This is a genomic window from Burkholderia cepacia ATCC 25416 (assembly GCF_001411495.1).
In the GTDB taxonomy this organism is placed as follows: Bacteria; Pseudomonadota; Gammaproteobacteria; order Burkholderiales; family Burkholderiaceae; genus Burkholderia; species Burkholderia cepacia.
Genome location: NZ_CP012983.1, coordinates 488,740 through 509,290, shown reverse-complemented (window position 1 = coordinate 509,290; position 20,551 = coordinate 488,740). Strand labels below are relative to the sequence as shown.

The window sequence follows — 20,551 nt, the reverse complement described above, 5'->3', positions numbered from 1 at the left end:
CTCGTCGCATCCATCGCGGCGCCCTTGCTCTGCTTCGAGGAAAACATCATGTGGATCGTCCGGCTGGCGTTACGCAGGCCCTATACGTTCGTCGTGCTCGCACTGCTGATCTTCATCGCGGGCACGCTCGCGATCCTGCGCACGCCGACCGACATCTTTCCGAACATCGACATCCCGGTCGTCAGCATCGTCTGGTCGTACAACGGCTTTTCCGCCGAGGACATGGCCAAGCGCATCACGACCAACTACGAGCGCGCGCTCACGTCCGACGTCGACGACATCGAGCACATCGAATCGCAATCGCTGAACGGCGTGTCGGTCGTGAAGATCTTCTTCCACCCCGGCGCGGACATCAATCGCGCGATTGCCGAAGCCTCCAGCAACTCCGCGTCGATCCTGCGGATCCTGCCGCCGGGCACGCTGCCGCCGAACATCATCACGTACAACGCGTCGACGGTGCCGATCCTGCAGCTCGGGCTGTCGAGCAGCACGCTCGCCGAGCAGCAGCTGTACGACCTCGGCAACAGCTTCATCCGCACGCAGCTCGCGACCGTCCAGGGCGCGGCCGTGCCGCTGCCGTTCGGCGGCAAGGTGCCCGAGATCGTCGTCGACCTGAACATGCGCGCGCTGCAGGCCAAGGGGCTCGCGCCGATCGACGTGGTCAACGCGATCAACGCGCAGAACCTGATCCTGCCCGGCGGCACCGCGAAGATCGGCGCACGCGAATACAACGTGCAGATGAACGGCAGTACGCAGACCGTCGCCGCGCTGAACGACCTGCCGGTGAAGACCGTCGGCGGCAACGTCGTCTATGTGCGCGACGTGGCCCACGTGCGCAACGGCTACGCGCCGCAGACCAACATCGTGCGCAGCGACGGCAAGCGCGCGGCGCTGCTGACGGTCGAGAAGACCGGCAGCGCATCGACGCTGACGATCATCGGCCAGGTGAAGGCGATGCTGCCGAAGATCGCGGCCGGCCTGCCGAAGGCGCTGCACATCACGCCGCTCGGCGACCAGTCGGTGTTCGTGAAAGCGGCGATCCAGGGCGTCGCGCGCGAAGCGCTGATCGCCGCGTGCCTGACGGCGCTGATGATCCTGCTGTTCCTCGGCAGCTGGCGCGCGACGCTGATCATCGCCGTGACGATCCCGCTCGCGGTGCTGACGTCGCTGTGCGCGCTGGCCGCGCTCGGCGAGACGATCAACATCATGACGCTCGGCGGGCTCGCGCTCGCGGTCGGGATTCTCGTCGACGATGCGACCGTCGCGATCGAGAACATCACGCACCACCTCGAACGCGGCGCGCCGCTCGAGGAGGCGATCCTGACCGGCGCGGGCGAGATCGCCGTGCCGACCTTCGTGTCGACGCTGTCGATCTGCATCGTGTTCGCGCCGATGTTCCTGCTGACGGGCGTCGCGCGCTACCTGTTCGTGCCGATGGCCGAAGCGGTGATCTTCGCGATGATCGCGTCGTACTTCTTCTCGCGCACGCTGATCCCGACGCTCGCGATGGTGCTGATGCGCGCCAAGGGGCACGGCAAGCAGCCGCGCGGCATCTTCGCTCGCTTCGCGCGCTTCCAGGCCGCCTTCGAGCACCGTTTCGAAGCGGTCCGCGCGCGCTATCGCGCGCTGCTGTCGGCCGCGATCGCGAACCGGCGCCGCTTCGCGGCCGCGTTCCTGCTCGCCTGCGTGGCTTCCACGAGTCTGTTCGCCGTCGCCGGGCAGGATTTCTTCCCGTCGGTCGATACCGGCGAGATCCGGCTGCACCTGCGCGCGCCGACCGGCACGCGGATCGAGGAGACCGCGCGCCTGACCGACGAGGTCGAGACGCGGATCCGCTCGGTGATCCCCGCGAACGAACTGGCCGGCGTGCTCGACAACATCGGCGTGCCGGTCAGCGGGATCAACCTGACCTACGACTCGTCCGATCCGGTCGGCGCCGGCGATGCCGACATCATGATCACGCTGAAGCCGAACCACCGGCCGACCGCGCAGTACGTGACGAAGCTGCGCAACCTGCTGAACCAGGCGTTCCCGGGCGTGACCTTCGCGTTCCTGCCGGCCGACATCGTCAGCCAGATCCTCAACTTCGGATTGCCCGCGCCGATCGACATCCAGATCGTCGGCAACCGGCTCGATGCGAACCGCGCGGTCGCGAACCGGCTGCTCGCGCAACTGCGCGGCGTGCGCGGCCTCGTGGACGCGCGCATCCAGCAGCCCGGCGACGCACCCGCGATCAACGTCGACGTCGATCGCACCAAGGCGATCCAGGCCGGGCTCCAGCAGCGCGACGTGGCGCAGAACCTGCTGATCGCGCTGTCCGGCAGCTCGCAGACCACGCCGAACTTCTGGCTGAACCCCGCCAACGGCGTCAGTTACCCGGTGCTGGTGCAGGCGCCTCAGTACGACGTCAATTCGCTGCAATCGCTCGCGAACATCGCGATGCCGACCGCCGCGCAATCGCCGCAGACGCCCGCGGGCGGCCCCGCGGCCGGCGCGGGCGCGCAGAACCTGCTCGGCACGCTGGGCACCTTCTCGCGCGCCGAGCAGCAGGCCGTCGTGTCGCACTACAACGTGCAGCCGGTGCTCGACATCTTCGCGTCGGTGCAGGACCGCGATCTCGGCGGCGTGACGGCCGACGTGACGAAGCTCGTCGACGCCGCACGCGCGCAACTGCCGCCCGGCTCGTCGATCGTGCTGCGCGGCCAGGTGCAGGCGATGCACCAGTCGTTCGCGGGGCTGCTGAGCGGCCTCGTGCTCGCGATCGCGCTGGTCTACCTGCTGATGGTCGTGAACTTCCAGTCGTGGCTCGACCCGCTCGTGATCGTCAGCGGCCTGCCCGCGTCGCTCGCGGGCATCGCGTGGATGCTGTTCGTCACGAACACGACGCTGTCGGTGCCCGCGCTGACCGGCACGATCCTGTGCATCGGCATCGCGACCGCGAACAGCATTCTCGTCGTCAACGCGGCGCGCGAGCTGAGCGCCGGCGGCGCGCCGCCGTGGCAGGCCGCGCTCGACGCGGGGTTCAGCCGGTTCCGCCCGGTCGTGATGACCGCGCTCGCGATGCTGATCGGCATGCTGCCGATGGCGCTCGGCCTCGGCGACGGCGGCGAACAGAACGCGCCGCTCGGCCGCGCGGTGATCGGCGGCCTCGCGTTCGGCACGGTGTCGACGCTGCTGTTCGTGCCCGTCGTGTTCGGCTTCGTCCATGCGTGGCTCGAACGGCGACGCGATGCGGCCGCCGCACGCCGCGTGCCGGACACGCCGGCACTGCCTTGAGCACGGATACCCGGATAGCTGGACTGGATACCCGCCGATTTCCTCCGACTCGCCCGACTTCGAACCCATCATGAACGACTCGACCGAACCTCTCGCCCCGCTTTCCGCCGAAACGGCGGCGGTGCCGCCTGTCGCGCGCGACGCCGCACCCGACGCGCCGCTGCCCCGTCGCGGCCGCAGGCTCGCCGTGCCGCTGGCCGCGCTCGCATTCGCCGCCGCGCTGCTGGCCGCCGGCATCGTGCCGCGTATCGATGCACGCGCCGCGCAGCGCGTGCAGGTGGCCGCGCAGCGGGCGCTGCCGGTGTCCGTGATCCGGCCCGGCGCCGCGCCGGCCGACCAGACGCTCACGCTGCCGGGTGCGGTGATGCCGTACGCGGAAGCGTCGATCTATGCGCGCACGAGCGGTTATATCGCGCACTGGAGTGCGGATATCGGCACGCACGTGAAAGCCGGGCAGACGCTCGCGCAGATCACGGCGCCCGACCTCGACGCGCAGTTGCGCCAGGCGCACGCCGACACGTCGACCGCGCAGGCGAACTACGACTACGCGAAATCGACCGCGCAGCGCTGGCAGGAGATGCTGAAGACGCAGTCGGTATCGCAGCAGGACACCGACACGAAGGTCGCCGACATGAACGCGAAGCGCGCGATGCTCGCCTCCGCGCAGGCGAATGCCGCCCATCTGAACGAACTCGTGTCGTACGAATCGGTGACGGCGCCGTTCGACGGCGTGATCACCGCGCGCAACGTCGACGTCGGCACGCTCGTCACGGCGGGCGGCACGCCGGGCAGCCCGGGGCTGTCGGGCGAGCTGTTCCACCTCGAGCAGACCGACACGCTGCGCGTGTTCGTCGACGTTCCGCAGGACAGCGCGGCCGGCGTGTCGGCCGGCACGCCCGTGTACCTGACCACGCAGCAGTATCCGGGCCGGCGCTTCGCCGCGCGCGTGGCGCGCAGCGCGGGCGCGATCGATCCCGTGACGCGCACGCTGCGGGTCGAGATCGACGTCGACAACCACGACGGCGCGCTGATGCCGGGCGCGTACGCGCAAGCGCACCTGCTCGTCGCGAGTGCGGCGCCCGCGTTCGAGCTGCCGGTCAGCGCGCTGCTGTTCCGGCCGAACGGCGTGACGGTCGCGACCGTCGCCGCGAACGGCACCACCGCGCTGAAGACCGTGCAAATCGGCCGCGATTTCGGCACGCACGTCGAGATCGTCGCGGGGCTGGCCGCGACCGATCGGGTGATCGACAACCCGGGCGATTCGATCGCCGGCGGCGAGACCGTGAAGATCGTGGCGGTCGAGCCCGGCGCGGCGCAGGCGGCTGCGCAGGCCGGCTCGGCTACCGGTGTGCCGGCGGCGCCTCGCGCGGTAGCGGCCGCGGCAGCGCCGGCCGCCGTCGCGGCGCCCGCGTCGACGCCGGTTGCGACCTCGACGAAGGCCCGCAGCTGACCGTTCATGACAACCCGCGAGATCTCCACCATGTGCCTCTTTCATCCGCTCCCGTTCGCGCGCCGCGTCGTCGCGCTCGGCATCGCCGCCGCGTTGACCGCATGCTCGACGCTACCCGCCTACTCGCCCCCCACCGTCGCGGTGCCTGCGCACTATGCGGGCGTACCGGCTACGGGCATACCGGCTACGGGCGTACCGGCTTCGGGCGTACCGGCTACGGCCGCCCCCGTCTCCCAACCCGGCTGGAACGTCGTCACGCCCGCCGATGCCGCGTCGCGCGGCCCGTGGTGGACCGTCTTCGACGACGCCGCACTGAACGCGCTCGAAGCGCGCGTCGACATCTCGAACCAGACCGTGAAGAAAGCCGTCGCCGATCTCCAGCAGGCGCGCGCGATGGTCGGCTACCAGCGTGCGGGGTTCCTGCCGACCGTCACGGCCGGCGTCGCACGGAGCCGCTCGCGCTTGTCGCAGAACAAGCTCGGCTCGTCGCTCGCCGGCAAGACGACGCCCGACTACCAGGCCGGCGTCGCCGCGAGCTGGGAACCCGACCTGTTCGGCCGCGTGCGCGACGCCGTGACGGGCGCGCAGGCGAATGCCGACGCGAGCGCGGCCGACCTGCAGGCCGTGAGGCTGTCCGTCACGGCCGAGCTCGCGACCGACTATTTCGCGCTGCGCTCGCTCGACACGCAGAAGCAACTGCTCGACGAAACGGTGCGCGCGTATGCCGATGCCCTGAAGCTGCTGAAGCAGCAACTCGCGGACGGCGCGATCGACGCGTCGGCCGTCGCGCAAGCCGAGACGCAGCTCGAATCGACGCAGACGCAGGACACCGACATCGACGCGTCGCGCGCGCAACTTCAGCATGCGCTCGCGACGCTGGTCGGCGAAAGCGCGTCGACCTTCACGCTGCCGCCGCGCGTGCAGGCATTCGACGTGCCGGCGATCCCGGCCGGCGTGCCGTCGCAACTGCTCGAGCGGCGGCCCGACATCGCGGCGGCCGAGCGGCGCGTCGCGGCCGCGAACGCGCAGATCGGCGAGGCGCGCGCCGCGTTCTTTCCCGACCTGGTGCTGTCGGCGAGCGCGGGGCTCGAAAGTTCGTTCTTCGCGCCGTGGCTCACCGCGCCGAGCCTGTTCTGGTCGCTCGGCTCGCAGCTCGCCGGCACGCTGTTCGACGGCGGGCGCCGCAGCGCGTCGCTGCACGCCGCGCATGCGCAGTACGACGGCGTGGTCGCCGATTACCGGCAGACCGTGCTGGCCGCGTTCCAGCAGGTCGAGGATCAGCTTTCCGCGCTCGATGCGCTCGCATCGGAAGCGAACAGCCAGCAGCGCGCGACCGACGCGGCCGACCTGTCGCTGAAGCTGACGACCAACCGCTTCAACGCCGGTGCGGTCAGCTATCTCGACGTCGTGACCGCGCAGACGATCGCGCTGTCGAACCGGCGCCTGGCCGACCAGATCGCCGCGCGCCGGATGGAGGCGGCGGTCGCGCTGCTGACGGCGCTCGGCGGCGGCTGGAACAAGGATACGGATATGGATGCGCACGCAACGGCCGCCGCGCACGCGGCCGCTACGCCGTCGGCGTCCTGACGAACGTGAGGATGAAGCGCGTGCCGGCCGCGTCGCTTTCGACGCGTGCGGTGCCGCCGTGCAATTCCATCACCGAGCGCACGATCGCGAGGCCGAGCCCGGCCGTGCCGCCCGGCACGCCGCCGCTGCGCGCGGGGTCGCCGCGCACGAAACGCTCGAAGATGCGCGGCAGCAGCGCGGGATCGATCGGCTCGCCCGGGTTCGCGACGACGACGCGCACCGCATCCGCCGTTTCGTCGACGCTCATCGCGATCACGCCGCCCGCCGGCGTATAACGCAGCGCGTTGGCCAGCAGGTTGCTGACCGCGCGGCGGAACAGTTCGAGATCGGCGGTCAGTTGCCCGTGCCCGTCGACGCGCAGCGTCGATCCCGCTTCGTCGGCCAGCCCTTCGAAATAACCGGCGATACGCTCCAGTTCGTCATGCACGTCGAACGCACGCTGCCGTGTGACGAAACCCGGATGCTCGGCGCGCGCGAGAAACAGCACGTTCTCGATCATCCGCGCGAGACGGTCGTATTCCTCGAGATTCGATTCGAGCAGCGCCTGGTACTCGTCGGGCGAACGCGGTCGCGCGAGCGCCACCTCGGTCGCGCCGCGCATGTTGTTCAGCGGCGTGCGCAGGTCGTGCGCGAGATCCGCGCTGAATTGCGACAGGTGTCCGAACGCCTGCTGCAGGCGGCCGAGCATCGCGTTCTGCGCGTCGACGAGCGCCGTCAGCTCGCGCGGCGCACGCGACGCGTCGAGCCGCGTATCGAGCTTGTCGACGGTGATCCGGCCCGTGTTCGCGACGATCTCGCGCAGCGGCGCGAGCGATGTGCGGATCAGCCAGTAGCTGAGCAGCATCGCGAACAGCGCACCCAGGCCGCCGGCGATCTTCAGCCGGTCACGGTAGCCGTCGAGCATCGCGGCGCGATCGCTCATGTTGCGCGCGATCGCGATCCGGATCGTCGAGTGGTCGCGCAACTGCGCGTCGCTGACGACGCCGCGCACGGACACGCCGCCGCCGGCCGTCCACGTTGCGATCCGGTCGGTGGTGATCCGTTCGTTCGCGGGCACCGGCGTCGCGTGCGGCGGGAACAGCGCGGCGTCGGGCAATGCCGGCAGCGCGGGCGAGGCGGGCGAGGTGGGCGAGGTGGGCGTCGATGCGGCTGCCGCCGGCTCGGGCGAGTCCTCGAACCCGGTGCGCTCGACGTTGTGGCGCGCGAGCACGTTGCCCTGCCCGTCGACGACGGCGATCGACAGCGCCGCGTTGCCGAGCACCTGGCTCGTCAGCCGGTCCGCATGCGTGCGCACCGCGTCGAGCGAATCGAGCTCGCCCGCCAGCCGGCGCGTGTGCCGCGCGGCGAGCACGATGTCGAGGTCGTCCTGCGTGCTCACCTGCCGCTCGAGGGCCGTATACACATAGGTGCCGACAAGCGCGAAGACGGCGAGCATGGTCGCGCCGAACGCGAGCGCGAGCGTCGCGCCGATCGAGCGGCCGATCAAGCGGCCGAGGGTCATGCGGCGTCCTTCGGTTCGAGCACGTAGCCGACGCCGCGCACCGTATGGATCAGCTTGACCGCGAAATCGTCGTCGATCTTCGCGCGCAGCCGCCGGATCGCGACTTCGACGACGTTGGTGTCGCTGTCGAAATTCATGTCCCACACGTACGACGCGATCTGCGTGCGACTCAGCACCTCGCCCTGCCGGCGCGCGAGCAGTTGCAGCAGCGAGAATTCGCGCGGCGTCAGGTCGATCCGCACGGTGCCGCGCTTCACGCGGCGGCGCACGACGTCGATCTCCAGGTCGCCCACCGCGATGCGTTCCGTCTCGCGCGGCGGCCCGCGCCGTGCGAGCGTGCGGATCCGGGCAAGCAGCTCGACAAATGCGAACGGCTTCACGAGGTAGTCGTCGGCGCCGAGTTCGAGGCCGTGCACGCGATCCTGCACGTCGTCGCGCGCGGTCAGGAACAGCACGGGCGTCGCGTGGGTGTCGCGCAGCCGCTTGAGCACACTCCAGCCGTCGAGCACGGGCAGCATCACGTCGAGCACGATCACGTCGTAGCTTTCCTCCTGCGCGAGCGTCAGGCCCTCGCCGCCATCCTTCGCGAGATCGACGCTGAAGCCGGATTCCTCGAGCCCTTTCTTCAGGTACGCGCCGGTCTTCGGTTCGTCTTCGACTATCAGGATGCGCATGGTCGGCTCCGTCGCATGGGGGTGGTGACATGCGCCGATGTTACCGGGAAACGCGGCGCGCGAGCCGCATCGTGCAAGCGCGAAACGGGCGGATTACAAAACTGTAATCGGCGGGTCAGCGTCGTGACTGCCGCGGCAACCAGAATGGGATACGTGGGGCCGCCCCACTCGCCCGTTCGTTCAACCACCAGGGAATCGTCATGAAACTCTTCACTGCCTTTGTCGTTGCCGCGCTGAGCCTGCCGTTCGGTACACAGGCTTTCGCCCAGTCCACACAGGCGCCGCTCACGCGCGCCGAAATCTACCAGCAGCTGATCAATGCCGAAGCCGGCGGCCTGCTGCCGACGGACCGGAACGACTATCCGCCGTCGCAGGCGCAGATCGCGCGCAATCGCCAGCTTTACGCGCGTGCGCATCCCGATGCGGCGCCGGTTGCGACGGCATCGGCCGGCTCTTGATCTCCGCATCTGTTCGGCAGCCGGCTGACGGCCGGATCGCGCGCCGACCCGGCGCCTGGCGGCGGATTTCGCGGCGCCCGCAGCCGGGCCCGCGAAATCCTTGTCGCTCAAGCGCTCAAGCGCTCAAGCGCACCGGCCCGATGGCCGCCCGCCCGTCCGACGACGTGAAACGATGATCGCAAAAAAACGGGCCGTGCTCGGCTCGGGCATGCCGGCCGCGGCCTTTCCGGCGCGATCCTGCTCGTTGGCCGGCTCCCGGCCGCTGCCTCACGCTTCGCCGCTCACTCGCGGCGGTGCGGTCGAGCGCCCGTCTCGGCGACGCGGTCGACCCAGCCCCGGTAGAACGCGCGGTACTTGAGCACGAGCTTGTCGTACCTGCTGTACGCGCCGCCGCCGTCCGGCTTCATCCCGTTCCAGATCCTGACGTCGTACCCCGCGGCCTGTCGGGTCTGCAACCCGAACAGCACGTAGTCGGTCGCGCGGCGCAAGACGCCGCCCACCTTCTTGATCGAGATGAGCATGTGCATGACGTTTTTGCCGTCGCTCACCGGCGTGACGCACTGGAGCAGCTTGTATTTGAAGTCTCCGTCCAGCGCGACGGTCATGACGCACCCGCCGGGGTAGCCGTCGAAGTGCAGGTTCATCTGCGACATGTTCAGGCCGAGCGCGCGCGACAGCATGCCGAGGGGCCCGAAGTACCGGTTCACGGTGAAGTCGATCCCGGCACCGAACCACGCGCCCGCCCGGGCCAGCGGCTCGACCTCCGGCCACGGGCGCCAGTCGTCGAACAGCTTGAGTTCGAAGGCCGAGATCGGGAGCGCGTGCACGGGGGTGGCGTGTTGCGCGTCGTAGAAGTTCTCGACGATCCGCAAGACCGCCGTCGTCGTCTCGAACGCGAAGTGCAGGTGCATGAAGTCGCCGTTGTCGACGTCGGCCGCGGCGATTTCGGGCAGCGGGTGCAGCGGCTGCGGAGAGCCGTACCAGACCCACACGTAGCCGTACCGCTCCGCGGTGACCCACGTCGGCTGACGCGCGCCGCGCGGAACGGGCTCCAGCTGCCGCACCACCTGGCTGTGTCCGGGGATGTGAACGCACCGGCCCTGCTCGTCGTACCGCCAGTGGTGAAACGGGCACTGGATGCACCCGTCCGTGACCCGCCCGTCGGCCAGGTTCGCGCCGAGGTGCGAGCAGTGGCGGTCCATCACCACCGCCCGCCCCGTCGCACCGCGCCACGCCACGCACGGACGGCCGAACAGCGTCAACTCCGTCGGCTTGTCCTTGAGGTCGTCCGAGCGCATCGCGACGTACCAGCTCGCGGCCACGCGCGTGGTCGCGTCGTACACCCCCGGGGCTTGCTCCGTGGCGACCGCTTGATCGAATTGAACGTCGTTCATCGTTTTCCTGGCGGTGTCGGCCGGCTACTTCAGCGCCAGGCCGATGCGGGTCGTGATGTACGCCTTGAGCAGCGCGAACATCGGGTTGTAGTCGAAGTACCGTTTCACCTCTGCCGGCGCGCTGGTTTGCGTCCAGTGCATCAGCTTCATCGCGGGCACCAGGCTGTACTTCGAGTTGTTGAGTTGCGGCCTGGCCCCGGTGATGCAGTACCCGAAGCCGAACATCGGCCTGGCGAACTCGCGTTCGTCGATGAGGGCGTGAATCCGCGCCGCGGCCTCCCCGGCCTCCTTGTGCCCGGCGCTCACGGCCTCGACCTCGGCTTTGGCGTCGTTGAACAACTGGTAGTACCCCTCCATGTCCGCGCACAGGTACCCGAGGTACGGAGGGTCGTTGTCCAGGTGATCGAGGTCGCCCTCGTCACGCGACGCGCGGAACCTCGCATGGGCCTGCACGAGCCGGAACTGCCCGAGGATCGTGCCGACCGCCCACAGCCGATGGAACGCGTCCCACAGGCGGAAGTCCGAGAACGCCGTGTAGCAGCAACTGACGAAGTCGTCGTTGTGGTCCAGGAGCTTCTGCTGCAGGCGCTCGATGTACTCGAAGCGCTCGGGGGAGAAGTCGTCGTCGCGCAGCGCCTTGATGAGGCGCGCCGCGAGCGCATGGATGGTCACCGCGGTGTTCTCGAGCCCCCGGGAGAACAGCGGGTCGATGAACCCGTTCGCATGCAGCATCAGGCAGTAGCGGTCGCCGACGCAGGCGCTCGACGAGAATTGCAGGCGGTCGGTCTTGACCCAGTCGCGCACCGGCACGGCATCCCGGAACTGCGCCGCGATGCTCGGGAACCGCGCGAGGAACTCGTCGAATTCCTGCTGTGCGGAGATGTCCGTTTTCGGGTAGACACGCGGGTCGAGCTGCAGGCCGACGCTCACCAGGTTGTTGGTCGATCGCGGGTGGTTGTTGAACGGAATCACCCAGAGCCAGCCGCCCGCGAACATGTGATGCAGGGTTCCCTCGTGCCAGCGCCAGCGCTGCCCCTTGACCTTGAAGATGTCGTCGAACGGCTTGACCCCGAGCATGTGCGTGTAAATGCTGCGCGAGTGCGTCTTGAAGCGGCACGGCTCTTCGCGGAGCTTGAACTTGGTCGCGAGCGGCGCGCGCGGCCCGCCGCAATCGATCATGTACCGGCCGGTGAACCGTTCGCCCTGGGCGGTGGTCACCGCGACGCCGTCCTTGTCCGCGTGGTATTCGGTCACGTTCGTCTTCTGGCGCACCGTGCAGCCGTATTTGATCGCGGCCTGCAACAGGTAGGCGTCGACGTCTTGCCGGTAATAGTGGCTCTCCGGGCCCCACGGCAGCTCGGGAATCACGCACTGCGTGAACTCCTTCGGGTCGTGTTCCTGGCCGGGCTTGTGGAACACGAAGCCGAAGTTGCGCTTGATGCCCGTGCTCGACGCGACGTAACGCTGCGTCGCGTAGAACGACGTGATGCGGTCGAGCTCCGGAATGCCGTAGCGATCGGCGATGATGCGATTCATCAGGGACGTCTCGGGGATCGACGATTCGCCGATCGTGAAGCGCGGGTGCGACGACTCCTCGATGATCAGCACGCGAAACTGCTGGTTGGCCAGGATCGCCCCCATCTGGGTGCCGGACATGCCCGACCCGAGGATGATCACGTCGAAGTGGTTGCTGTCGCGCCCGTTCGCGGGGCTCTTTTGAGTCATGGGGGCACACTCTCCTTGTGAGATGGAACACATGGCCGCACGCGTCGGGCGTCGGGTGTCAGGGCTCGTCGAGCGCGGCGCGAAGGCGGGACCGCACGGCACGCGTGAGCGTGAGCAGATCGCCGAGCATGCTGGGCGCGTACCCCCCGCTGCCGATCGTCGGGCCGCTTCGCCCGACCTCGTACGCCCGCTCCGCCAATTTGACGTGCGGCGCGCGGAAGCGCAGCAGGATCTCGAAGACCCGGTCGAGGGCGGCCAGCCCGGCCACGACGGGCTCGCGCCGCGCGCCCGTCGCCTGCACCTCGTCGAGCACGCGGTCGACGAGCGAAGGCGCCCCGGCGAACCGCGCGTAGATCGCCCCGAACGCGGGAAGCACGTAGGGCAGGTACGTCTCCTTGAATTCCCGATAACCCGGGTGGTCCGATTGCGACCCCCACAGCACGTGCTCCAGCACGAAGAGCGGCATTTCCACCGCACCGGGGCCGAGGTAGCTCCGGCCCCCGACCCGAATCGGTTCGTAGTACGGGCGAAGCTCGTCGTAGAAGACCTGCACCGAGATATAGCGGTAGGCGTAAACGATCGATTCGACCATCTTGTGGAGATAGTCCGCCAGCTCGTCGCACCCTTCGGCGAACGACGGCGACCGCAGGGGCACGTCGTACAGCTCGACGGTCATCCCGATGGCCGCCTCGAGCGCCGCCATAGAGATACGCACGCTCTCGAGCAGGTGCGCTTCGTCGCGCAGCCCGGTGTAGCTCCGCTGCGCGTCGGCCGCCGCGGGGTTCCAGACCGTCACGTGCAGAAGCGTCTCGCGCGGCGGCAGGCCGGTCACGCGCGCCAGGTCGAGCAGCACCGGCTCGAGCCCGGGCACCGCGTCCACGGGCTCGTGGCCGTGCCGCTTGAGCGAGCCCAGGAAGAACCCGATGTCCCGCATCGCGGCGGCGGCTTCGACGAAGCCCCAGTCGGCGGGCACGCCGCGCACCGGGAGGAACTCGCGCAACAGGCCGACGATGCCGGGCACGTCCTTCTGACGGTTCAGGCCCGGCAGTTGCAGAACGAGCGCCCGCGCCCGCAGCGGATCGCAAGCCGCCACCGCGGCGTGCGTCGCCGCGAATGCGCATGCGCGGTCCAGGGTGCGCTCCACTACAGGGTTTCCGGCGCCGCGAGCGTCGGCCCGGGCTGGCTGCGAGACAGCCCCGCGCCGCCGTCGCGCAGCGACCGCAGGTAGTCGTAGTTCGTCGGCAGGCTCGTCCGCAGACGTTCGGCCTCGCGCCGGATACGGGCGAACATCGCCTCGGCCTTGTCGATCGACTCCGGCCGGTGCTGCAAGAGCGGCAGCGACCGGTCGGGCAGTAGCCCCAAGCCCGCAAAGATGCAGTAGTAGTTTCCGTTCAACCAGAAGTTCCTGAATTCGTAGTCGAACGTTTCGTAGTACGTCGAATCGTCGAACGACGTGGTGGTCAGCGGCAATCCTGCCTTGTAGCGCTGAACCTTCTCCTTGATGGCATCCGAGAGGCGCAGGTCGTGCCGGTTCGCGAGCCAGAACGGCGTGTCGTCGCGCGACGAGGTGAAATAGTGCGCCTGGACGAAATCCCGGCAGTCGTCGAACATGTGGACGATCTCGGCGTTGAATGCGTCCGCCAGCCGCGGGTCGAACGAGGTATCGGGGAAGTGCTTCACGAGCTGATAAAGCGCCGCGTAGATGAAGTAGATTCCCGTCGATTCCAGCGGCTCCAGGAAGCACGACGACAGCCCGATCGCGACGCAGTTGTTGACCCACGCCCGCCCGTTGCGCCCGACCCGGAACTTGATCTGGTTGAGCGGCTGCTTGTCCGACAGGCCCCAGAGGTTGAGGAAGTCGGCGGTGGCCTGGTCGCGCGACGTGAACTTGCTCGAGAAGACGTAGCCGCTGCCGAACCGGCCCAGCATCGGAATCTTCCAGGTCCACCCCGAATTCATGGCGATCGCCGAGGTGTACGGCTCGACTCCCACGCGCGCATCGGCATTCGGCACTGCACTGGCGACCGCGCTGTCGCACAGCAGGTAGTCGGACATGTCGATGAAGGGCTCTTTCAGCGCCTGGTTGATCAGCAGCCCCCGCATGCCGGAGCAGTCGATGAACAGGTCCGCCTCCAGCGTGCGCCCTTCCTTGGTGGACAGGCTGGCGATGTAGCCGCGTTCGTTCAGGCGAACCTGCTCGACCTCGTCGATCACCTGTTTCACCCCGCGCTCGATGGCCCAGCGCTTCAGGAAGTCGGCTACCAGATGCGCATCGAAGTGCCACGCGTGGGACATCTGGCGGGTGCCGTCTGACAGGCACGGTGCGAGCTTGGCGTCGAGCGCCCCGGGCTGCGGGTAGCACGCGTACTCCATCGGCTGCTGGAAGCCCTGTTCGCGCTTGCGCATCCAGTAGTGGGTAAGCGGCACGCCGTCGCAGTTCGGCACGGTGCCGAACAAGTGGTAGAAGTGATCGTCGCGCGAGCGCTCCGGGGACTTCCTCCAGTTCACGAACTTGATGGCGGCCTTGAACGCGCCGTTCACCTGGGGCATCCACTCCCGCTCCGGTATCCCGAGGAAGTCGAAGAACACCTTCTGCAGACTCGGGATGGTCGCCTCGCCCACGCCGATCCGGGGGATCGCCGCGGACTCGACGAGCGTAATGCTCGTGTGCTGCTGGAGCGCCCGGACGAGGTACGAAGCGGCCATCCAGCCCGCGGTGCCACCGCCCACGATGACGATATTCTTGATCGGGTTGCTCATGACACGGTTCTCATAGGATTTGAAACCTGAAGGGATGGTGCCGCCTGATCGAGCTGAACTCGTAAATCGTCCGGTAACGCGTCATGAATGGATTGGCTTGCCGATGCGGAAATTGCCATTAACGCATCGAATGCACATGAAACTTCAGCTTCCCGAAGCTTTCCATACCGTTCGCGCAACCTGTCCGATACACCTTAACAGCGTTCACGACGGCACACCTCGTAAAATTTCATATCAATTTTCATTGCTCCAAAGAAATATTCAATCCATAAAATATCGGCGAGATATTTTATGGATGAGCATTTACATTTTTAAAAATCAATCATTTCATTTTTAGCCAACGCACCCGTTTATTGTATAAAAACGATAAATGAACTACCCAATTAACGGGAAACGAATAAGGTCGCCACCATTTGCGAAACAATGATGTCGACCCTTGCGCATTTCGGCGAACTTGACCTGCTCCCGGCGATGAGAGGGGTGCTGCCCGACAGGCCTTAGCGATTGAGTACGGAAAACGCCAGCGTGCCCGCGAACATCGCCAGCACGACCGACGCGCCGCGAAGCAGCGTTCCGGTATGGGTAGCCAGCGACCGGCGCGCCGTCAGGACACCGCCGACGACAAGCCACATCGAACCGATCGTCACGGCAAGCGCCGTAAAGACCGCGATCGAGCAGAGATAGAACGGAACCGATACGAAAGCCTGCGGGGGAAAGATCGCCGTGGCGAACAACAACGCCTTCGGGTTCATGGTCGTCGCGACGAACATGTCGCGAAAGCCGATGGTGCCCGACCGGATGCCCTCAAGGTGCGGGCTTTTCCATAGCTGCAGGGCGAGATAGAAGATGTAGGCCGAACTCCCCAGCTTCAGCACATCGTAAAGCCAGGGCCGCGTGGCCGCGAAGGTCGCCAGGAAGAAACCCCACAGTGATATCGCGAAGCCGTAGCCCGATGCCTCCGCCACCAGGAGTCGCGACGATTGCCGGAAGCCGACCTTGATTCCCGAGGACAGCAACAAGGTATTTGTCGGGCCTGGCGTGGCCAGGACCAGCGAAACGTAGAGTGCCATCTTCAACATCACCTGGAATGTCGGCATCTTGCTTCCTTGGTGTCGATGACGGTCGCCATGCGTCGGGGCGAGCTGTCGTATCGGTTGTGGGTCATTCTGCATTCGGGCTGCGGTCGGCGTTCGCAACAGGCGCCAGCGGTGCCCGGCAACCATGCCAATGGCGATCAAGAGAAAACCAGCCGGGTTCGAGGGGCTTTGGGAAAATGGCGCATTTTTCACGGCATTACCGTTTGGCAGCGAATTGTACGTCGCCGATCCGAATTATGCTGCGTCTGAAAATGCCCGCCTGAGATTAAAAATAGATGCAACCAATGTTACTCAATCACACATTTTTTAATTCTGAAAATTAAAGCGTAACTTTCCGCGTGATTGATTCAATTACGTGTTCTTAATCGTTTAATCGGGTCACGATGATCAAAATGGCTCCAATAGCCCCGACAAGAACCGCGCGGTGAAACAAACGTCGCCTGCGCGCCACCCTGAATATGTCACGGGTCAAATCCGCCAATGGCCGGATTCGTATTGGTTCATAACAGGCACCGACCCTGCCGTTCGGCACGCAGACTTTCGCACCATCCACGCCGGCGTCGCTCACGCGCGCCGAAGTCCGCCAGCAACCGATCGATGCCGAAGCCGACACACTGCTGCCGACCAACCGTAACGACTGTCTGCCGTCGCACGCGCTCGCGCATCCCGATGCGGCACCGGTCGGTTGTCGATCAACGGTGGACAGCCGCGTCGCAGACGCCGTCCCTTTTCATTCGCTCCACCGCTTTATTATCAGGAATCCTTTCATGTCATCCAGTAGAGCGACGCATCATCCGTGCATGAGGCGGACGTGAGTGAACCCGAGGCCTTCCCGCCAGCACGGCGCCCTGCCCGCCACCGGATCATCGGCGTCGTGCCGGTCGCGCTGATCGCCGCTCACCTGCTGCGCCAGACGAAACCGGTCTCGGTGCAAAAAGAGGCGGCTACGACCAATGGCCGTCAGTCAGTCGTTGGCGCGAACGACTTCAGGTACTTCATGCCGGTGTCGCACATGATCGTCACGATCGTGGCGTCCGGGCCAAGCCGTTCGGCGAGTCGCAATGCGCCAGTTACGTTGGCTCCGGTCGACGTACCGCAGAACAACCCCTCTTCGGCGGCCAGTCGGAACGCCATGGCTCTCGCCTCCTCCGTGGAGACACGCTCGAGTTCGTCAGCAATCCCGTCGCGCCAAAGCGGCACGACATAACCCGCGCCGATCCCGTCGATCTTGTGCGCGCCGGTAGGGCCGCCCGACAGTACCGCGGATTCGGCCGGCTCCACACCGGCGATCCGAATGCGTGCATCGTGTTCGCGCAAGCGCCGCGAGATCCCGCGCAGCGACGCAGCCGTGCCGACACTTTGGACGAAGCCGTCGAGGCGGCCGCCGGTCTGCTCCCAGATCTCGTCGGCCATCTTCGTATAGGCGTTGAGCTGATCGGTGTTTTCCATCTGCGCCGTGATGTATGCGCCCGTCTCGCCGGCAATTCGATGCGCTTCGCGAATCATGTCCTTCGTCAGCTTCTCGGTTTGCTTGCCGTTGTCGCTGGCGACGAGCGTCAGCTTCGCGCCCAGCAGGCGCATGTGATCCAGCTTTTCCTTCGAGAACGCATCCGATGAAACCAGATGCAGCGGATGCCGCTTGACGGCACACACCAGCGCCAGCGACACACCTGTGCTGCCGCCGGTGTATTCGACCACTGCGCCGCCGGGCTTCAGACGCCCATCCCGCTCGGGAGCTTCGATCATCTCGAGCGCGATCCGATCTTTCATGCTGCCGGTTGGATTCTGGCTTTCGAGCTTGACGAAAAGGCGTGCGCCGTTCTTCGGGACAACGTTTCGCAACGGGACGAGTGACGTGTTGCCGATCGTGTCGAGGATGCTGCCGGGAGTCGATTTCATGGTGACCTCTGAAGTAAGCAGGCAAGTGAAACGCAAGTGCGTGGGGGTCAGCTCGCTTGTCCGAGCAACGCAACAGCGAACGTGAGCGTCGCCGCGAAGCCGGCCAGGAAAGCGATCGTGCGAACAACGGGAATGCCGGCGGCGTAGACCACGTAGTGAACCAACCGGGCACCGAGATAGAGCTTGGCCGCGAACACCGTCGCCGGGCCGCTCGCCCCCCGTCATTGCGCACATCAGCACGAGCGGGGCGAACACGGCGAGATTCTCGATCGCGTTCGCATGCGCGCTCCGTGCGCGTTCCGCCCACGGCGGATCGGGCGGACGGGACGGATCGGGATTGTTCAGGGCCGCCATCAGGCCACGCGTCATGATCCTGGCCAGCATGTACGGAATCCACATCAGCAGCGTTGCGAGTGCGGTGAGCGTCAGCAGGTGAAGTTCTGGCGAAAATGTCATCGGATTGGCCTTGTCGTACAGAAGGTGCAGCAGAGATCTGCGGATGCCGGAAACGCTTCGCAGTCTAGACTTGCGACGAGGTCTGATCCATAGTCACAAATGACATTAATAGCGACAATCGCGACATCCGATCGACACGGAATCCGGCAGTCGTTCGACCGCGACGATGCATCGTTGGCGCGTAGCACCAACGCGCCACACGCCGCCCACCGAATTCATTCAGACCGCACGCGACACAAGCTCGCCGAGAACCGTATCCAGTGCGATGCGACCACGCACGATTTCTTCCGGATTACTTTCGAAATCGATCCAGCCTTCGTTGAAGCCGTCCAGCATGCGCATGCGGGGTAGTGGATGTTTCATGCCCTGCGCACGGAACAGCGCTTCCCACGTTCGCCTGTCGACGCCTTCCGCGCGCACCTGCCGGCCCAGAACGCGAGCGAAGGCGAGTGCAAGATCGTCGGGGCTCACGCGGCGCGGGCCCTCGAGCTCGACGACACGCACACCGCGCCAGGTCTGCTGGAGCAGTTCTGCCGCAACGCGACCTACGTCCGCGGTGGCGACCATCGGCACGGGCTTGTCGAGCGGCTGCAGGTAGCTGGCGATGACGCCCTCGTCGCGCGCGGACGCGACGTCCCACGCGGCGTTCTCCATGAACCAGCCGGGCCGCAGGAACGTCACGGGCATCGGCATCCCGCGCAGCGCCTGTTCCATCAGCGTGCGTTGCGTGAGCAGATTGGGCTCGTCAGCCTGTGCACCGATCGTCGACAGGCAAACGACCTTTTCGGGGCGCGCCTTCAGAAGCGCCGCGGACACGGCCTCGATCACCTTCCGCGCCTCGGGAAACCCGGGCTCCGGATCGAACTCCGAAGGCGGCAGGATGAAAACGCCCGCAGCGCCCGTGAACGCGGCGGCGAGCGACGATGGGTCTTCCATGAAGGCAGTCGCAATCTCGCACCCGCGCGCCGCCCACGCCCCTGCCCGCGTCGTGTCGCGCGCGACCGCGCGCACCGGCCGCCCCGCCGCCAGCAGCTCGCTGGCCAATGCGCCGCCGACCTTGCCGGTGATTCCTGTTATCGCATACATGTTCGTTCTCCGTGTGTGAATACGTCGGTCGCATTCTGGCCAAACATCGAGCGAAACAAAACGACATGGATGGAAGCAGATAAGTGACAACGCGTCACTAATTCGGCATGATCGACGCAGACGACCGGCATTGCTGCGCTGTCCGGCGTCGGCGTGGCGGCCTTCAGCGGGTCGCCCGCGATCCGCCACCGTATGCACTCGAACAACCATGAGATCCAGTAGCGAGAAACTGTCCGGCAGCATTAGCGTGTTCGCCGCCGTGGTCGATGCCGGAACGTTTGCGGCTGCGGCCGACGTAATAGGCATGACGCCGCCGGGCGTCAGTCGAGCGATTGCACGACTGGAAAGAAAGCTGAACATCCGGCTTTTCAATCGAACGACGCGGTCGGTGTCGCTGACCGAAGAGGGCCGCAGGTTTTACGAGCAGGTCATGCCGCATCTTGCCGGGCTGGAGGAAGCAGCCGCGGCGGCCGCAGGCGGCGCCTCCGTCGTGCGCGGAAAGCTGCGAATCAATCTGGATCCCGTCGTTTACCGGGCCATTCTCGGGCAACAACTCGATGCGTTCATGGACGCACATCCCGACCTCGAAATCGAGCTCATCGCGCGAGACAGCCTGGGCGACCTCGTCATGGACGGCTTCGACCTCGCCGTGCGATTCGGTGAACCGCGATCGTCCAGCCTGATTGCGAGAAAGCTGCTCGATACCGGCGTCGTGACGGTCGCGGCGCCCTCGTACATCGCTCGCCGGGGACGGCCGGCCAAACCCGAGGACCTCGAAAGCCGGAGCCACCGATGCCTTGAATTTCGCAACCCGGAGACAGGCAAGCCGTTCGCCTGGGAATTCCATCGTCGGCGCAAACGCATCGTGGTCGACACCCGGGGGCGCCTCACGGTCAACGATCCGGGCGCCCTGCTCAGCGCGTGCCTCGCCGGTTCCGGCATTGCGCAGATGCTGCTGCTCGGTGCCGAGCCGCTGATCGCCGACGGCCGGTTGATCAATCTCTTTCCCGAATGGGCCGACGAGCGGTATCCGTTATATGCGTACTACCCATCCCGGCATCACGTGCCGGCCAAAACCCGGGCGTTCCTGGATTTCATGGTCGAACTGACGGGTGTTCACGGGCGCGCCGGCATGCGCTAGTGCCGTTCCGGCGGCGCCCACGGCCCCTTTGTTCGGCATTCGCCGCG

Annotated in this window: 15 protein-coding genes; 6 read left to right on the top strand and 9 right to left on the bottom strand. The window is 66.6% G+C overall.

Features of this window, described 5'->3' with window-relative positions; translation table 11 throughout:
• Window positions 1-48 precede the first annotated feature (48 nt).
• The 3 genes from APZ15_RS34565 to APZ15_RS34555 all read left to right on the top strand — a co-directional run bounded on the left by APZ15_RS34565 (window position 49) and on the right by APZ15_RS34555 (window position 6,313).
• Window positions 49-3,276 carry an efflux RND transporter permease subunit gene (locus APZ15_RS34565; protein ID WP_027792874.1) on the top strand — a complete coding sequence of 1,076 codons (3,228 nt, stop codon included), beginning with the start codon at window positions 49-51 and terminating at the stop codon, window positions 3,274-3,276.
• 70 nt (window positions 3,277-3,346) lie between these two features.
• Window positions 3,347-4,726, top strand: a complete 1,380-nt coding sequence (locus APZ15_RS34560) for an efflux RND transporter periplasmic adaptor subunit (protein WP_027792875.1) — start codon at window positions 3,347-3,349, stop codon at window positions 4,724-4,726.
• Window positions 4,727-4,756: 30 nt separating this feature from the next.
• Complete coding sequence (locus APZ15_RS34555) at window positions 4,757-6,313, top strand: efflux transporter outer membrane subunit (RefSeq protein WP_027792876.1); 1,557 nt, start codon at window positions 4,757-4,759, stop codon at window positions 6,311-6,313.
• Here APZ15_RS34555 and APZ15_RS34550 read toward each other — a convergent pair.
• Window positions 6,294-7,814 (bottom strand): heavy metal sensor histidine kinase, encoded by a 1,521-nt coding sequence (locus APZ15_RS34550; protein WP_034196234.1) that lies wholly within the window; start codon window positions 7,812-7,814, stop codon window positions 6,294-6,296. The two genes, APZ15_RS34555 and APZ15_RS34550, sit on opposite strands and share 20 nt — an antisense overlap.
• Window positions 7,811-8,488 carry a heavy metal response regulator transcription factor gene (locus tag APZ15_RS34545; RefSeq protein WP_021160488.1) on the bottom strand — a complete coding sequence of 226 codons (678 nt, stop codon included), beginning with the start codon at window positions 8,486-8,488 and terminating at the stop codon, window positions 7,811-7,813. Before APZ15_RS34545 ends, APZ15_RS34550 begins: the two co-directional genes overlap by 4 nt.
• A 200-nt stretch (window positions 8,489-8,688) precedes the next feature.
• Between APZ15_RS34545 and APZ15_RS34540 the strand changes: the two genes are divergently transcribed.
• Window positions 8,689-8,946, top strand: coding sequence for a DUF4148 domain-containing protein (locus APZ15_RS34540; RefSeq protein WP_027792878.1), 258 nt, complete (start codon window positions 8,689-8,691; stop codon window positions 8,944-8,946).
• Between the two features lie 281 nt (window positions 8,947-9,227).
• Here APZ15_RS34540 and APZ15_RS34535 read toward each other — a convergent pair whose 3' ends face one another.
• From APZ15_RS34535 to APZ15_RS34515, 5 genes are all read right to left on the bottom strand, one after another.
• On the bottom strand, window positions 9,228-10,340 hold the full coding sequence (locus tag APZ15_RS34535; protein ID WP_027792879.1) for a Rieske 2Fe-2S domain-containing protein: 1,113 nt from the start codon (window positions 10,338-10,340) through the stop codon (window positions 9,228-9,230).
• 24 nt (window positions 10,341-10,364) lie between these two features.
• Window positions 10,365-12,065 carry an NAD(P)/FAD-dependent oxidoreductase gene (locus APZ15_RS34530; protein ID WP_027792880.1) on the bottom strand — a complete coding sequence of 567 codons (1,701 nt, stop codon included), beginning with the start codon at window positions 12,063-12,065 and terminating at the stop codon, window positions 10,365-10,367.
• A 58-nt stretch (window positions 12,066-12,123) separates the two neighbouring features.
• Complete coding sequence (locus tag APZ15_RS34525) at window positions 12,124-13,209, bottom strand: monodechloroaminopyrrolnitrin synthase PrnB family protein (RefSeq protein ID WP_027792881.1); 1,086 nt, start codon at window positions 13,207-13,209, stop codon at window positions 12,124-12,126.
• Window positions 13,209-14,825, bottom strand: coding sequence for a tryptophan halogenase family protein (locus APZ15_RS34520; protein WP_027792882.1), 1,617 nt, complete (start codon window positions 14,823-14,825; stop codon window positions 13,209-13,211). The genes APZ15_RS34525 and APZ15_RS34520 overlap by 1 nt, the downstream gene beginning before the upstream one ends.
• A gap of 497 nt (window positions 14,826-15,322) precedes the next feature.
• A complete protein-coding gene (locus APZ15_RS34515) occupies window positions 15,323-15,922 on the bottom strand; it encodes a LysE family translocator (RefSeq protein WP_027792883.1) in 600 nt (199 codons plus the stop codon).
• 124 nt (window positions 15,923-16,046) lie between these two features.
• Between APZ15_RS34515 and APZ15_RS41480 the strand changes: the two genes are divergently transcribed.
• Window positions 16,047-16,232, top strand: coding sequence for a hypothetical protein (locus APZ15_RS41480; protein ID WP_146774579.1), 186 nt, complete (start codon window positions 16,047-16,049; stop codon window positions 16,230-16,232).
• 650 nt (window positions 16,233-16,882) lie between these two features.
• Here APZ15_RS41480 and APZ15_RS34510 read toward each other — a convergent pair.
• Both APZ15_RS34510 and APZ15_RS34500 read right to left on the bottom strand, forming a co-directional pair.
• A complete protein-coding gene (locus APZ15_RS34510; RefSeq protein WP_422646756.1) occupies window positions 16,883-18,277 on the bottom strand; it encodes a pyridoxal-phosphate dependent enzyme in 1,395 nt (464 codons plus the stop codon).
• 219 nt (window positions 18,278-18,496) lie between these two features.
• Entirely contained in the window at window positions 18,497-19,363 is an 867-nt protein-coding gene (locus APZ15_RS34500) for an NmrA family NAD(P)-binding protein (RefSeq protein ID WP_027792885.1), read from the bottom strand.
• 208 nt (window positions 19,364-19,571) lie between these two features.
• Between APZ15_RS34500 and APZ15_RS34495 the strand changes: the two genes are divergently transcribed.
• Window positions 19,572-20,504: a LysR family transcriptional regulator gene (locus APZ15_RS34495; RefSeq protein WP_027792886.1), complete on the top strand. Its 933-nt coding sequence runs from the start codon at window positions 19,572-19,574 to the stop codon at window positions 20,502-20,504.
• Window positions 20,505-20,551 lie beyond the last annotated feature (47 nt).